Below are 14,096 nucleotides of genomic sequence, written 5' to 3'. Positions count from 1 at the left end.
GGGCGCACAGTATATACGAACTCGACCTCAGGGTCGATAAATGAACAAAACCAAACACAGAAAAACCTGCATGATTATTATTATATCGAGCCAAATACCTGTTAAATAAAGCTTATTTTGTACTATTTGGGGTGAAAGAGTGCCATCGAAGCGTGTACGACTGAGCCGTTTATGGTGGTATTTTTGCGGGCCACCGAGACTCAAGTTGTACAACCGACTTTGTGAATCTAACCACATAAAGGCACCGAGCGACAAGCCTTGGCCTTGTCGTAGCGCCACTGCTGGACGTCTTCTTATGAGCCAAAGCCACGGTCGTAAAAGTAAGGCCGGTACGACTAAAACCAGTGATTCAATTGTCTGATAGAGCACTTGAGCGGCGCGACCAAAGTGCTGGTAGCGTGGGGCGGGCACAGGCCATAAATGATGGCATTCGATAATTAGGCGTATCGCGAGTGCGGCGATAGGTCCCGATACGTACCAAGCAAGTAAAGGCGCGAGTACATTAACAACGAGAATCCGCAAACGAACCTCAAAAATTGCCTTGGCGAGGCCTATTTGACTGAGCTGTTCGCAGTCAAAGGGGACGAATCGACTCACGATAGCTCGAGCGGCACGTTTTTGCCCTTTATTCAGCGCCATAGCGGCGAGTTTTGTCTGATTTAATGTACGTTTGTATTTAATTGCAAACCAAAGCCAGACAACACCGGTTAGCTCATGCAATTCGGCACTCATTTGAATGATGCTCACGGGAAGCAAACATATTAGTAGCAAAAGCCCAAGCAACAAGGCTCCAGCGACAGTTTGCTGGGTGTTGCCGTGGGCTTGGTGACATACCTTATCTGTCAGAAACTTGGCAAACAAGCGGAAGATCGTCAGGGGATGCCAATGTTCTGGCAACGAAAAAAAGCGCTCAATAATGAGCGCTAATGTGGCCAGTACGATAGGGTGATAAACCCAAGAGAGCAAGTGTGCATCCATACACGAAGTCTTACAAATGTCGGCTTAAGCTGCAATAGGTGATTCATGGCCGTGCTTGCCATGGTGTTCGCCCGTTGCTGGACGTTGTTGATCACCTGGGATAGCCGCTTTAATATGCTCCGCCTGCTGAATTTTAGCGTGTATATACTGCTTTAACTCTGCCACGCGATAACCCGGTTGGGCTTTAAAGCGGAGAAATGGCAGGCCCGCAGCACCGAGCGCATTCTTCAAAAATAGATTACGTTTTTGCTGGTTCAGCTGTGGCGATGCAGGCTCGAGCTCGATCACGGCTTTGATTTCCATTGTCTCAATATCACACAATACGTAATCGAGGATTCGTTGACTTGCCTTGGTCTGCGCATCCTTTTGAGCAGCGCGAGAAAGACCGCTTTTGACGGAAACAAGATCACTCAAGCGAACTTTGGTAAAAATCCTAAAGTCGTCACTGACGGCTTTATCAAGTAATGTCAAAAATTGTGCTTCTTGTGCTGAGCAAAAAGTGACATCCTTCATCTTGTAAGGATAGGGGACATAGCTTTCTGACATGCGACTCGCAACAACAGCTACAGCAATTAATACAACAACGAACAGTAATAGAATAATTTCCATCGTGACACCTCAACAAAAGTTTGACGGATGATTTGCTGAGATATTTACTGCAACTAGTGTGCCAAAAGTAAAAAAGCTTGGCGGTTGCCAAGCTTTTTAATCGCGCATTCGATGATTTTAGCCTTATGAGCTATAACCACCTTTCACACCTTTAGTGGTCACACTCACTGCGTCATGCGCATGTAATGATTCATAATGATTAACGCGTACCCAGAAGTCTTCAAAGATAGGCATTTGAACAAGACGGTGCTGTAATCTGCGTGATGCATCTTCGCAGAACATCAAGTTCTGCCCATTTAGACGCGCAAACTCTTGCTCATCTTCACGCTTAACCGCTGCTTGAACGGGTGTCTTAAGCGCGTCTTCAATCGCATCGATCAGTGCAACAATCGGGAATTCTTCTACGCTATCGCTCAGCGCTACTTTGACTTGCGCTGTGGAGCGCTGACTGTGTGGCGTTGCAACGATGCCTTCGGTAGTCCCAAGCCATTGATGGATAGTCGCCTTATCAATATGCTCTTGCTCGGCAAACTTTGCATCGAATGCTTCTTGGATAAGTTGACGAGCCAATGCGGCAGAGCATGGGCATGTTGACGAATAGGGCACATCAACCGCCAACTCAAGATTCAGGTGACCTTCATCATAGCGACCTGTTAAACTGACCGGATAGGCTTTCCATCCTTTTTTGCGGCTAATCAGTGATTCACGACGAAGGTGATAATCAAAATCAAACTTGATGAAGGCGCGATCACTGATGTCTTGATGGCTTTCAATAAAGTCACGTAACAATTGCTTCAAAGAAGCGTGACTTAACTCACCTTCGGTTGATAGTTGATCCAAAAGAAGATAAAGGCGAGACATGTGAATGCCTTTAGCTTTTGGGTCTTTTAAATTAACAAAAGCTTCAACGTGAGCTGCAACAGGACGCTCTGATGCGTCAGAAGCTGCAACCATCATAGGTACTTCGATATTGCTCATGCCTACCCAATCTAAGGTCCCTTCAGTCTGGGCCTGTGTTTGGTTGGCTACGTCGGGCATACTGTTCGGCATTCGTTTGGAACTCCGCTCTTTCTTCAATTTATCAAGCATAAACTCTAGGTCCGGTAGTATATCTTAGATAGGGGGATCATTTCATTCCCGAAGCTAAAAATTAATCAAATAAAACCGATTAAAGGTATCGGTTGACTCAATGTACGATTACGCACAGGATAAGGTTTTAGATTCGAAATGGATAACTTATGACAAATTCGGATGTAATCGATACCGAACTGCTGCAACAATACTACGAGTCGCTGGGCGAAGATGGATTAGAAATGACGCTAAAAACCTTTGATCAAGTGATACAGGGTTATGCAAGCCTATTGCACGAAGCCGCGACGAAGAAAGACGAGGCACAGTTGCGCTCACAAGCGCACAAAGTCAAGGGAGCCTGTCGTTCCGTAGGACTCAAGGCTTTGGCCGTATATATGGAAAACCTTGAGAAGGAGTCGTGGGGTTGGCCAACCGCGGAGCAGTGGCTAGTAGAGTGGGCTGACAATGTGATCCCACACCGTCAGCAGATTCAACAATGGCTAGAGCAACAGTCTCATTGAGACTCTTGCTCTACCTCGCCTATAAACCGATAACCTTCACCGTGAATGGTGGTGATTAAATTGGGCGTGTCTGGATGTGATTCAAAATGACGACGAATGCGGCGAATAGCCACATCGACAGTTCGGTCATTGGGACGTAAGTCACGGTCCAACATACGTTTTACGAGTGTCTCACGGTCCAGAATACGGCCAGGGTTCGTTAAGAACAGTTCAAGCGCGCGGTACTCACTCTTGGGCAATCTAAACATTTGATTGTCGGGAGAGTATAAGCAACGGCTGTCACTGTTTAAACGCCAGCCGTGGAAGTTAAATTGTACACTATCGTTATCGACGGGGCTGCTTGAACGTGACGATTCGATACGACGGCACAAGTTACGAACACGAATAGTCAGTTCTTTAGGGTTATATGGCTTGATTAGATAATCGTCTGCACCAAGCTCCAGCGCAAGTAGACGATCATCTTCGCTGTCTCTTCCTGTTAAGAAGATAAGGCCAATGTTATCTCTTTCACGTAAAGACTCTGCAAGCTCGAGACCGTTTTTACCCGGAAGGTTAACATCCATGATAACAACATCGATACGCTCTTGACGCATGATATTTTCCATTTGCAAGCCGTCAGCAGCGTCAAACACTTCATAACCTTCTTGCTGAAAAAGTCGTGTTAATGTTTGGCGAGTAACCACCTCATCTTCAACAATTAAAAGTCTGGCGTTCATAAAGCAATGCGTTCCTAGCAATGAGTTCGAGTGACGAATTAAAATGTATTAAATACAGTTCTATTGATGCCACATTATGACTTTTGTTCAAAAATTTTCAACAAAAACCCCAGTTAAGTTTGATTTTCGCACGATTTGACCGGAAAACGAACAATAAATTCAACGCCGTGATTAAGTTCGCTAAAAAAGTGTATCTGACCGTCTAATACCTGGGTCACTAAGTTATAGACAAGGTGTAAGCCTAAACCACTACCGCCAGAGCCGCGCTTTGTTGTGACGAAAGGATCAAATATCTTTTTACCGATCTCATTAGGAACACCTTTGCCATCATCGCGATAAGTGATTTCGAGTTCGCTTTCACGTCGTTCAAATAAAATGTTAACTTTTCCTTGTTCGCGGCGATCAAATCCGTGCACCATCGAGTTGGTAATTAAATTTATAAGTATTTGGTTCAAAGGTCCGGCTTTAGTGACCACACAAAGTCCTGGGTCGAAACTAATCTCAATTGGAAATTTTTCGATGTCAAGTCGACGCGGCTTAACCGAAATCAGCAAATCGCGAGTGAACTGTTCAATATCAATCGCTCTATCGATTTCAGTAGATTGGTCGACAGCCACTTGCTTAAAGCTTGTTACAAGATCCGCTGCGCGATTTAAATTGCGATAGATAATGGATAGATTTTCTGTGCAGTCTTCAAGAAAGCGAGCAAACTCATTGGTTGAAATGCGCTTTTCATCGAACTTTTCACGCATGACCTCCAGCTTATCTTGTAGCAGCGTTGAAGCGGTGACCGACAAGCCGATAGGCGTATTTACCTCATGGGCTATGCCGGCCACCATATCGCCGAGAGATGCCATTTTTTCCGACTCAACCAGTTGTCCCTGATACTTATGCAACTGTTCGAGTGTGGTGAGCAGTTCCTGGTTTGATTCGCGTAGTGCTTTTGTTCGTTGAGTGACTTGTTGCTCAAGCTCTGCGTTCAACTGACTGGCTTCTCGTTCCGCCTTTTGTTGGCGTAAAATATGATGTTGTACACGCTCGAGCATGATATTGAGGGCATTACCTAATTCATTGAACTCATTAACGCGAGATTCCGGCAAGCGAAGACCGTAGTCTTTGTTTCGCGATATCTGTGACACAATGTCAACGATCCTATCAAGCGGTTGACTTAATATACGGCGTAAACGCAGCGCTAATAATGTGCACATGAGCAGCGTTAATACAAAAACAGTGCACGCGACCGCAATCGAACGTAACTTGAAGAGTCTTAATTCGTCGGCACTTGCGCGCAGATATACGTAACCGACGACTTGACCATCCAGCTGTATCGCTTGAGCAACCTCAATATAATCGTCTTGTAAACGGGGTGCGGTTAATCTTTCTATTTGTGCAAACTTAGCAGGAATGGGGGCGAGCCCTTCCTTGTTATAACTTGAGAAAAAGCTCAAGTCGCCGCTCACAGTATCAATTTTATAGATATGTACATGTTGAATAAATTGGTTGTTGCTCAACGTCGCGAGCCGCCGTTGTTCCGCGGTGTTATCGCTAAATGCTAAGTTTTGCACTGCGTGCGCGGCAATCATTCGAGCATCGGATTCACTGCGTTCCAAAAGTGCTTGACGGTATTGGCTAACTTGGCTGAATAGATTGATACTGAAACCGATAGCAAGGGCGACAACGGTAATCAATAGAACAATGTAGATTAAGCCTCTTTTGAGCGAAATGGTTTGCATTATTTTGCTGTATAAACGACTTTGTTATCCTGTTTAGACTATGTTATCAAATGGTTAATGAGTGTGCATCTAAATATCAATGTATTCAGCGCGAAGATTTGTATATTCAACTTAAGCGTTTGCTTAGTAACACTTTAAACTTGCCATTATCAGCCAGTTCATCACAATGACTGAATACCTGCCGCATGTGTTCTGGCCACGGTAAGAACCGGTTCGCAACAATGACCAGTGTGCCGTTCGGTGCGAGTTTCTTAAATGCCTGTTTAATAAATTGCTCACCAATGTCGTAATCGGTGCGTAATCCGGTATGAAATGGGGGGTTGCTAAGGATCCAGTTAAATGACCCATCGCTAAGGCTTGATAGACCGTCAGCGAGTATTAAACGTCCCTGGATGCCAAGCTTTTCCCAGTTCATTTGCGTACTCGCAATGGCCATTGGGCTAACATCGGATGCTGTCAGTTCGACGGCGAACTTCTGTGCGACGAGTGCGCCAATGACACCGCATCCACATGCAAAATCAAGCACTTTGCCTTGAATCGCCTCGGGCAAATGTTCAAGTAACAATGCAGTACCTGCATCCAGCCGGCCTTGGCTAAAAACTCCCGGGTACGCACTGAATGAGGCAGAAACACCTCGCCAATCCACATCGAATCCACTCAGTGCAGGTGCCTCTGAATCCGTCAACGGCTTTGTTAGGACGCGGGTTTGAAACAGTTGGCAATGATTACCCGAGGCAAGTTTTTGTGCTTTTAAAAAGGCGGGAGGCAATTTTTTTACCAAGCTAGTAACACCGCCGCGTTTTTCGCCGACGATCAGAATGCGAGCGGACGGGGCTTGAAGGGACAGTTGGTGCAGTATCCATTGGTTAAGAGACTGCTCCTTCGCAACCACCAACAGTATCAACTGATAAGCTTCGAGCTTTGGGGATAGCGCCTGAGTATAGGCATGTGAATAATGCATCGCATGACCCGCATGCAGACACCACGCGTTGTCGAACAGGGTTGCTAATTGGCTGCCATCGGGGTGTATCACTAAACGCTTATCGCGAGGAGTGGACAGCCACTCTGCATCTTGGTGACGGCTGAGTAGCCGAGCTACGGCATCAGAGGTCGATTGAGCGGGCATAAGTTATCTGAGGATATCCATTCGTAGTTCATGATCTTTAAGTAGTAACAGTGTACCACCTCGATGTTCCTTGATGCGCAGTTTTTTATGATCGTATTCGAGTTGAACACCAGGAAATACCTCTTTTGCTGCCATAATACGCAGTGTCGTATGATTTTTTAGCGAAGCGCGCATAACTTTGAGGTCATTCTGTATACTGCGTAACCTTTCAAGCTCCGACTTAGCGCCCGTTACAAGTGAGTGCTTCAGTGACTTTTGTTGCTCACTATTGGCAAGCGACTGGCAGCGTGTAATACCTTTTTCTACTCTTCTTAAGCGTGAGGTTATCGCGCGTAATTGATGATATAACTGGCTCAGTGCCTGTAAGGTGCTGACTGGTGGCGGTGGTACACTGAGTATAAAGCGAGTGAGTGTCCCTGCTCGAGCGCCCAATTGGCCTGCACAGATGTGGGCACAGGTCTCAAAGGTTCCGCCGATGATTTTTCCTCGAGCCGAGTTATCTTGCCCACCGATAAATGCCTCCCCATGACACACAACATGACAGTGAGTCAGTTGTCGGTCGATAGTCAGCGACTGATTGCATTTTAAAAAAGCATACTGTGCATAGGCACACCAGATCGAATCATTGGCATGAAGTTTGGATGATAAGTGGGGGATATAAGCCTCATCACTTTGCAAGCGTTGTTCATCTTCTGACGAGATGTGACCAATGCAACCTTTACGAACGGTAATACTCCCACCAGCGAAAAGGTGAGCGGAATCAACATAACCAGCTACGGTGATATCACCCGTGCATTCAACGCGCATGCCTTCTGTGACGTTACCAGTAACAATAACACTGCCTTTGAACTTCACATGGCCGGTAGAAACATCAACGGTTTTCAGGGTAAGTACATCATCAACACTGGCAGAGTTGTGCGTAAACCAAGGCATCCCTGTGCGAGCGGCAATAATTGTCATTGGGTCATTATCATCAAAGCGAGCGCCTTCCCCAGGCGCCATGTCAGTATCTTCGCCGTCGAAGGCTTCGATGACATCACCTTTTACCGTGCAGCCGTGGCGACCCTTAGTCGGAGGATGTTTGCGCAGTAAAGGATCACCTTCCAACACCGTGACTTGTTCACCTAAATCACGCATATCCACCGTTCCATCTTCGCGCGCTTGCGGACGTAAAACACGTTGCCGAGCATCGTCGACCAGTCGTTCAAACCAGGCGTTATGCCCATTTTTTGCGGTCACGCCTCGGGCAATAATGGCATCAAAATGACTGCCGGGCTCTACGTTTTGGGCATGGTTGATGACTTTGTCGACCATTTTTCGCTTTATACCCGCTACGACTCCAGCACCTTTGAGCGCTTCGAGGACATCTTGGCGTTCGATAGGCGTACCGCCTTGTGCGGCGTCACAGCTTAAGGTGGCGGTCATGTGGTCATCGCTGATTATCACGTATAGACGGGCGTCTTCCAGCGTGGCGATACGCTCAGAGTACCGGCTAGAGGGCGTCTGTTCACTCAGTTGCCATTGCTTAAAGTTTTTTATGACTTGTTCAAAGACATTTTCATCAACCAACAGCGCCTCAGCAAAACGGCTCATTTCAAAAGCCGTCTTGATCTGCTCCGCGGTCGTGTCCTTTGCCGATTTTAAAACACTGACGTAGACATCATTGGCGGAGCGCTCGAATTGTATCGCTCTGCTGGACTCTGGCATAACATTTTGTTCGAATGTTTATTGTTATTGTTATATCGACTGATAATAGCGAAAAATAAATAAGATTGCGCTTATTTTAATCAGTTATTTTGTGTTAAGTATTCTTTAATCTCGTCAAGGACTTTTGATAACTCAAATTGTATACTGTCGAGTGCTTTTATTCTTGAGTCATCACTCATGCTTGTCCAGTTCTTAAATGCGCTTTCTGTTAGCTCGCTAAGAGACTGAGCACCTATGGTCGCACTCAGTCCTTTCAGAGAGTGGAGTTCTTGATAGAGCGCATCACTTGCGATGCTGTGATGCTGGCAAAGGCGATTTGCATATTGTTCACGAAAGGCCTTTAGCACAGCTTGGTAAATATTCACTTGTCCGTCGCAGTGGCGCAAACCGCGCTGAAAGTTCATTAAGCAGTCAGTCATTTCATTCATAAGTTTCAGTAAAGGAATCTATAATATCGGTCGCTTCTTCTAAACTGTCTGACTCGAATTGTGCGATGTTAAATAGTGCTTCGCCTTCGTTTGCAACTGGGATGTTAGTACAGCCGATGATAATACCTGGCACGGGGGAGGTGATCACATCGACATCGTCACCATGCGGGCTGGCAATGTGTGCTAAAACTTGTTCAGGTTGCACTGTTTGCCCGAGTTCAACTTTGCGAAGCACCAAGCCATCTTTTTCGGCGCGTACCCAAGTAGAACGGCTTGAAATGACCGGCGATATTCTTCGGCCTTGGCGTCGTCCTTTAAGCATTTTGAGGTGCTTAAGTACATTAATAACACCAACCACGCCTGAGTTTATCGAGGCATCGTCAAATCGCAGCGCCTCGCCCGCTTCATACAAAATAAGTGGAATTCCTAAACTATTGGCTAGCGCGCGCAAGGAGCCGTCCCGCTCTTTTGAATTGAGAATGACCGGAGAACCAAAGGCTTTTGCCATTGCCAAAGCACTCTCGTTATCAATGTCGACACGAATTTGTGGCAAATTACTGCGATGGATGGCACCGGTGTGCAAATCCACAATGTGCGAAGCCTTTTGGACAAGTTCCTCGTTAAAGAGGTGGGCAATACGGGAGCCTAAAGCGCCCCGTTCGGAGCCAGGAAAACAACGGTTAAGATCTCTTCGATCCGGCAAGTAACGGGATTGCTGAATAAAGCCAAATAGATTGACGATGGGCACAACGATGAGCGTGCCAGCAAGTTCCAATGGATTAATGCGCTGAATGATTTGCCGACAAATTTCGATACCGTTCAGCTCATCGCCGTGAATTGCGGCGCTTAATAGCAGCACGGGACCTGGCTTAACACCATGAAAAACATCGACTCTTAGGTCGAGCGGCGCATCGTTATATAAACGCGCTGCTGGCAAACGTACATGCTGGTGGCTGCCTGGCTCAACCCGACAGCCTGCCAATTCAAACACCGCCATACGCGGCTTTCTCGCTGCCATTAGCCGCGTCCCTTAGTGCGCGTTTTATGAGCTTTGGCATTCTTTTCCATGAATGCAATAATTTGACTCGCGACATCTTTTTCGGTCGCCGCTTCAATCCCCTCAAGTCCTGGCGATGAGTTAACTTCCATGACCAGAGGGCCGTGGTTAGAGCGTAACAAATCAACACCCGCTACATTAAGACCCATGGTCTTGGCGGCTTTAACCGCTGTTGCGCGTTCGGCGGGTGTCAGTTTAATCAGTGATGCGCTACCCCCACGGTGTAAATTTGAGCGAAACTCTCCCTCTTTTGCTTGGCGCTTCATAGCCGCGATGACTTTATCGCCGATAACAAAGCAGCGAATATCGGCGCCACCGGCTTCGCGAATATACTCTTGCACCATAATGTTTGACTGTAGTCCCATAAACGCTTCGATAACACTTTCAGCAGCTTGCCGGGTTTCTGCTAAAACAACGCCAATGCCTTGTGTTCCCTCGAGCAATTTAATGACTAGAGGCGCACCACCGACCATATCAATGAGATCAGGAATATCCTGAGGCTGACTCGCGAAACCGGTTGTGGGTAAACCGATCCCTTTGCGAGAGAGTAACTGCAGTGAGCGCAACTTGTCGCGGCTACGGGAAATCGCTACCGATTCATTCAGCGGGTAGGTTCCCATCATCTCAAACTGACGCAATACGGCAGTACCGTAGAAAGTCACCGACGCACCGATACGAGGTATGACACAATCGTAATACGGTAATTCCACACCATGTTTATGAATTGATGACTCACGCGCATTGATGTTCATATAGCAGCTTAACGGATTTAGCACGTCGACGTCATGACCACGCGCTTTCGCAGCTTCGATTAAGCGACGTGTCGAATAAAGTTTGGAATTTCGAGATAGAATGGCGATTCTCATGGGCGCTCTCCTAGTTGATGAGCCAGTTCTGGATTTACCATAAACCGCTTCCGCATAGCTTGTCGACCTAGCAGCATACGAAACTTCATAGTATCGCGGTTGGTTAAAGTGAGTTCAACGGGTCCATCAAACTGACCAAGACACAGCCGTGTTTTTATGACGTAGCGAACTTCCGTATGACCGCCGGAATCAGTGACTTCACGCTGGTCATGAATAGGGGCTTCAAAGACATGCTCCTCAACACTGTCTTGATGCGGATGAACATAGACACGAAGCCAAGGCTGTTCATCCTTTTCAAAAGGCTCTAATTTGAATGCATGCAAACAAGACGTCTTGGCACCGGTATCAACTTTCATGTGAATTGCATCAATCCCGATGTCGGGCAACTGCCCCCATTCTTTCCAACCTAAAACTTCCATTAAAATCTCCATTCGATATACGCAGCGCTTAATTACACTATATTTAAATAAAGGCAAGAAAAATTTGTCGTGGCGCGTGCATTTTTATATTGATCAAAATCATCCTATATTCCGTTACCTTAGATCACGCGATAAATAATTGAAACGAGGAACCTGAACATGGCGGCTTGTCCATCATGCGATTGCCAGTCTGAACTAGGCTTTGATATCAAAATGGCTTTTCAGCCGATAGTGAACGTGCATAGTAAAAACGTGTTTGCGTTTGAAGCCCTAGTAAGAGGCTCTAACGGAGAAGGTGCTGGTGAGGTATTATCTCGAGTCAATGACTCGAACAAGTACACCTTTGATCAAACGTGTCGGATGACGGCAATAGAGACCGCTGCTCGCATTCAATTACCGTCGAAAGTGAGCATTAACTTTATGCCTAATGCGATCTATGAACCCGAGACATGTCTTGCGCAAACGCTCAAAACAGCACGTAAAACTGGGTTGCCACGTGAAAATATTATTTTCGAAGTGACCGAGCACGAGAAGGTCGAGAATCACAGTCTACTCGTTGATGTATTCAAAACCTATCGTGAACATGGCTTTTTAACAGCCATTGATGATTTTGGTGAGGGGTATGCTGGGCTAAACTTGTTAGCAGACTTTCAACCCGATTTACTTAAAATCGATATGAAGTTGATTCGAAATATTCATGAGGATCGCATCAAAAAGGCGCTGTTTGCAGCGGTTCAGCGTGCCGCAGAAGAATTAGACATCACGCTTGTAGCAGAAGGCATCGAAACGATAGAGGAATACTACTATCTTAAGTACAACGGCGTTGAGCTCATGCAAGGTTATTTGTTTCAAAAGCCGGAAGTCGAGGCGTACACAATCCCCGACTTCGAGCGTTTAACGCGTTAACGGGTATTGTCCAGTTTCGCTTCTTGTCGAGATGCCTGCAGTCGTTGCAGATGACTTCTAAATTCATAGATGTCTCGATCAAGTGCGTTTGCGCTGACATAAAGATCGTAACCGAGTAGTTCGCGCATTTGTTCCATGCGGCGACCAAAGACTGCGATAAGCCCCTTATAAACACGTCCCTCTGAGCTGACAAAACGCTCAGGTATATCAAAGTACTCACTGTAGTCAGCTTGTTCTGGACGCTCGTGACGCAACGCCATGGTCATCAACTGGCGTTGCTCAAATAAGATAGCAGACGCTAAGCGGGGCGAAATGGTTTGCAAAATTGCATCGTTGTTGTAAACACGAAAGCCCAAAAACGGCGCGTCCTCGAGCTCCATTAAGCGGTGCACTCGGGGAATATCGAAACGCACTACATTGTCCCAATCCAGTTGCCACTCGCCTTTTCGGTGAATGTAACGAATGGTGTCTGGGGTGATGGCTAATGATACGGGGGGCTCAATCAGCTTTCCTACGCCAAGCAGCAACAAAATACCAGCCGCAGCACCGATGACCACAGAAATTCCAACTGGAATATCGTCTCGCACTAAATGCATAAAAACCAAAAGTGCGATGAGCCCTATCGCAACAGCACAGAACGTAATGGCATTACGCTTTGCTTGTGGGGTGACGTTAAACTGCATTAAACACCTGTTCTAGTATCGCTCGGGTAAATGTTTTCTTTAAATAAAAGCCCCGCGGACGCACTTGGATCATCTGACCGTTGGGTCCGACCGCCTCAGTGAGCGCGCTACCATCCGCAGCCTTCGGGCGAATTTGCAAAAACTCGCCTTGTCGTGCTGTGATCGATTCGACCTCACCTAATGCAATACGATCCATATGTTCTTCCCAATCCGACTGCAAGGCTTGCTCTTGTTCGTTTGTTGGACGCCACAAAAAAGGCTGACCGACGACGCGTTTTGCTAAAGGAACGGCTCGACGTCCATCGATGGGTAACCATAATACACAGCTTAACTTATTACGTACGTTACTGTTTAACCAGTTCAACCCAGACGTATTTAGCAACGGGGCAACACATACAAAGGTCGTTTCCAATGGTTGGCCTTGTTCATCGACGGGTAATGTTTTTAGCTCTACACCCAGATCAGGAAAGTCCTGTAGCGGCTTAGATCCCGCACTGGCGCCTAAGTGTTGTTCGAGCATCATGCCCACCCAACCTTTATCCTTCTTTAAATCGTTGGGCATGTGTAAGTTGGCTATCTTTGCTAACTGGGCGAATGATTGTCCTGTTAGCCGATTTGCGCGCTGTAATAGTTCGTCTATAGAGGTTGGCGTCGGTACTGTATAACGCATTTGATTTGCCCCAAGTCGCCCTTTATGGAAGAATCACTTTATCAAAGAATAATTGAGGATGCTCGCGTGATAGATGCTGAAGGATTCCGAGCAAACGTAGGAATCGTCATCTGTAACGGGCATGGGCAGGTATTTTGGGCTCGCCGTATTAATCAGCATAGCTGGCAGTTTCCGCAAGGCGGCATAGATGATGGTGAGACCCCTGAACAGGCGATGTACCGAGAACTTTGGGAAGAGGTCGGTCTCAAGCCAGAGCAGGTAGAAATTCTGTACACCAGCCGTCACTGGTTTCGCTATCGTTTACCCAAGCGGTTAATTCGGCGAGAACAACGGCCCATGTGTGTTGGACAGAAACAAAAATGGTTTCTGTTAAAACTGAAGTGTCGTGAAGAAGATGTCGACGTTTTACAATCCGGACACCCGGAGTTTGATGGCTGGCGCTGGGTCAGTTTTTGGTACCCTGTGCGTCAAGTCGTCTCGTTTAAACGTGACGTTTACCGACGCGTGATGAGAGAGTTCGCTGCGTATGCAATGCCCAGTCTGAACACCCCAAAGACCTCGAACCGCCATGCTCGGCATGGTCGTTCAAATAGACGGAAGCGTTAA

16 protein-coding genes are annotated in these 14,096 nt (G+C 46.7%); 3 read left to right on the top strand and 13 right to left on the bottom strand.

Translation table 11 applies throughout. The features are described from left to right. Positions 1-27 precede the first annotated feature (27 nt). The 3 genes from AC3AP5_RS09785 to folE2 form a co-directional block, all read right to left on the bottom strand. Positions 28-978, bottom strand: coding sequence for a cobalamin biosynthesis protein (locus tag AC3AP5_RS09785; protein WP_487326637.1), 951 nt, complete (start codon positions 976-978; stop codon positions 28-30). A 24-nt stretch (positions 979-1,002) separates the two neighbouring features. Then, the gene (locus AC3AP5_RS09780; protein WP_286681468.1) at positions 1,003-1,587 is read right to left on the bottom strand and encodes a DUF2726 domain-containing protein; all 585 of its coding nucleotides are present in this window, start codon (positions 1,585-1,587) and stop codon (positions 1,003-1,005) included. Between the two features lie 123 nt (positions 1,588-1,710). Next, positions 1,711-2,637 carry a GTP cyclohydrolase FolE2 gene (gene folE2 / locus AC3AP5_RS09775; protein WP_286681467.1) on the bottom strand — a complete coding sequence of 309 codons (927 nt, stop codon included), beginning with the start codon at positions 2,635-2,637 and terminating at the stop codon, positions 1,711-1,713. A 188-nt stretch (positions 2,638-2,825) separates the two neighbouring features. On the opposite strand from folE2, the gene AC3AP5_RS09770 reads away from it, so the two are divergent. Beyond that, the gene (locus AC3AP5_RS09770; protein WP_286681466.1) at positions 2,826-3,179 is read left to right on the top strand and encodes an Hpt domain-containing protein; all 354 of its coding nucleotides are present in this window, start codon (positions 2,826-2,828) and stop codon (positions 3,177-3,179) included. On the opposite strand, the gene arcA is transcribed toward AC3AP5_RS09770, so the two are convergent. From arcA to AC3AP5_RS09730, 8 genes are all read right to left on the bottom strand, one after another. After that, a complete protein-coding gene (arcA, locus tag AC3AP5_RS09765; protein ID WP_006957035.1) occupies positions 3,173-3,895 on the bottom strand; it encodes a two-component system response regulator ArcA in 723 nt (240 codons plus the stop codon). The two genes, AC3AP5_RS09770 and arcA, sit on opposite strands and share 7 nt — an antisense overlap. Positions 3,896-4,008: 113 nt before the next feature. Next, the gene (locus AC3AP5_RS09760) at positions 4,009-5,628 is read right to left on the bottom strand and encodes a HAMP domain-containing histidine kinase (RefSeq protein ID WP_006957036.1); all 1,620 of its coding nucleotides are present in this window, start codon (positions 5,626-5,628) and stop codon (positions 4,009-4,011) included. 106 nt (positions 5,629-5,734) lie between these two features. After that, the gene (locus AC3AP5_RS09755; protein WP_487326636.1) at positions 5,735-6,754 is read right to left on the bottom strand and encodes a class I SAM-dependent methyltransferase; all 1,020 of its coding nucleotides are present in this window, start codon (positions 6,752-6,754) and stop codon (positions 5,735-5,737) included. 3 nt (positions 6,755-6,757) lie between these two features. Beyond that, positions 6,758-8,461 carry a flagellar assembly protein A gene (locus AC3AP5_RS09750; protein ID WP_488301210.1) on the bottom strand — a complete coding sequence of 568 codons (1,704 nt, stop codon included), beginning with the start codon at positions 8,459-8,461 and terminating at the stop codon, positions 6,758-6,760. 80 nt (positions 8,462-8,541) lie between these two features. Beyond that, positions 8,542-8,889 carry an Hpt domain-containing protein gene (locus tag AC3AP5_RS09745; RefSeq protein WP_487326634.1) on the bottom strand — a complete coding sequence of 116 codons (348 nt, stop codon included), beginning with the start codon at positions 8,887-8,889 and terminating at the stop codon, positions 8,542-8,544. Next, positions 8,882-9,907, bottom strand: coding sequence for a succinylglutamate desuccinylase/aspartoacylase family protein (locus AC3AP5_RS09740; RefSeq protein ID WP_006957040.1), 1,026 nt, complete (start codon positions 9,905-9,907; stop codon positions 8,882-8,884). Before AC3AP5_RS09740 ends, AC3AP5_RS09745 begins: the two co-directional genes overlap by 8 nt. After that, positions 9,907-10,812, bottom strand: coding sequence for a 30S ribosomal protein S6--L-glutamate ligase (gene rimK / locus AC3AP5_RS09735; RefSeq protein WP_006957041.1), 906 nt, complete (start codon positions 10,810-10,812; stop codon positions 9,907-9,909). The genes AC3AP5_RS09740 and rimK overlap by 1 nt, the downstream gene beginning before the upstream one ends. After that, positions 10,809-11,231: an ATP-dependent zinc protease family protein gene (locus AC3AP5_RS09730; RefSeq protein ID WP_006957042.1), complete on the bottom strand. Its 423-nt coding sequence runs from the start codon at positions 11,229-11,231 to the stop codon at positions 10,809-10,811. Before AC3AP5_RS09730 ends, rimK begins: the two co-directional genes overlap by 4 nt. Positions 11,232-11,390: 159 nt before the next feature. Here AC3AP5_RS09730 and AC3AP5_RS09725 point away from each other — a divergent pair, with 159 nt between their 5' ends. Then, positions 11,391-12,137, top strand: coding sequence for an EAL domain-containing protein (locus tag AC3AP5_RS09725; protein WP_272977664.1), 747 nt, complete (start codon positions 11,391-11,393; stop codon positions 12,135-12,137). On the opposite strand, the gene AC3AP5_RS09720 is transcribed toward AC3AP5_RS09725, so the two are convergent. After that, positions 12,134-12,820, bottom strand: a complete 687-nt coding sequence (locus AC3AP5_RS09720) for a DUF2982 domain-containing protein (RefSeq protein ID WP_006957020.1) — start codon at positions 12,818-12,820, stop codon at positions 12,134-12,136. The two genes, AC3AP5_RS09725 and AC3AP5_RS09720, sit on opposite strands and share 4 nt — an antisense overlap. After that, entirely contained in the window at positions 12,810-13,490 is a 681-nt protein-coding gene (gene mutH, locus AC3AP5_RS09715) for a DNA mismatch repair endonuclease MutH (protein ID WP_487326633.1), read from the bottom strand. Before mutH ends, AC3AP5_RS09720 begins: the two co-directional genes overlap by 11 nt. A 66-nt stretch (positions 13,491-13,556) precedes the next feature. Here mutH and rppH point away from each other — a divergent pair, with 66 nt between their 5' ends. Beyond that, positions 13,557-14,096, top strand: a complete 540-nt coding sequence (gene rppH / locus AC3AP5_RS09710) for an RNA pyrophosphohydrolase (RefSeq protein WP_006957022.1) — start codon at positions 13,557-13,559, stop codon at positions 14,094-14,096.

The sequence above is a fragment of the Idiomarina sp. D18 genome, from assembly GCF_057748155.1.
Note: the sequence above shows the minus strand (reverse complement) of the source record. Positions and strands in the feature narration are given on the sequence as shown.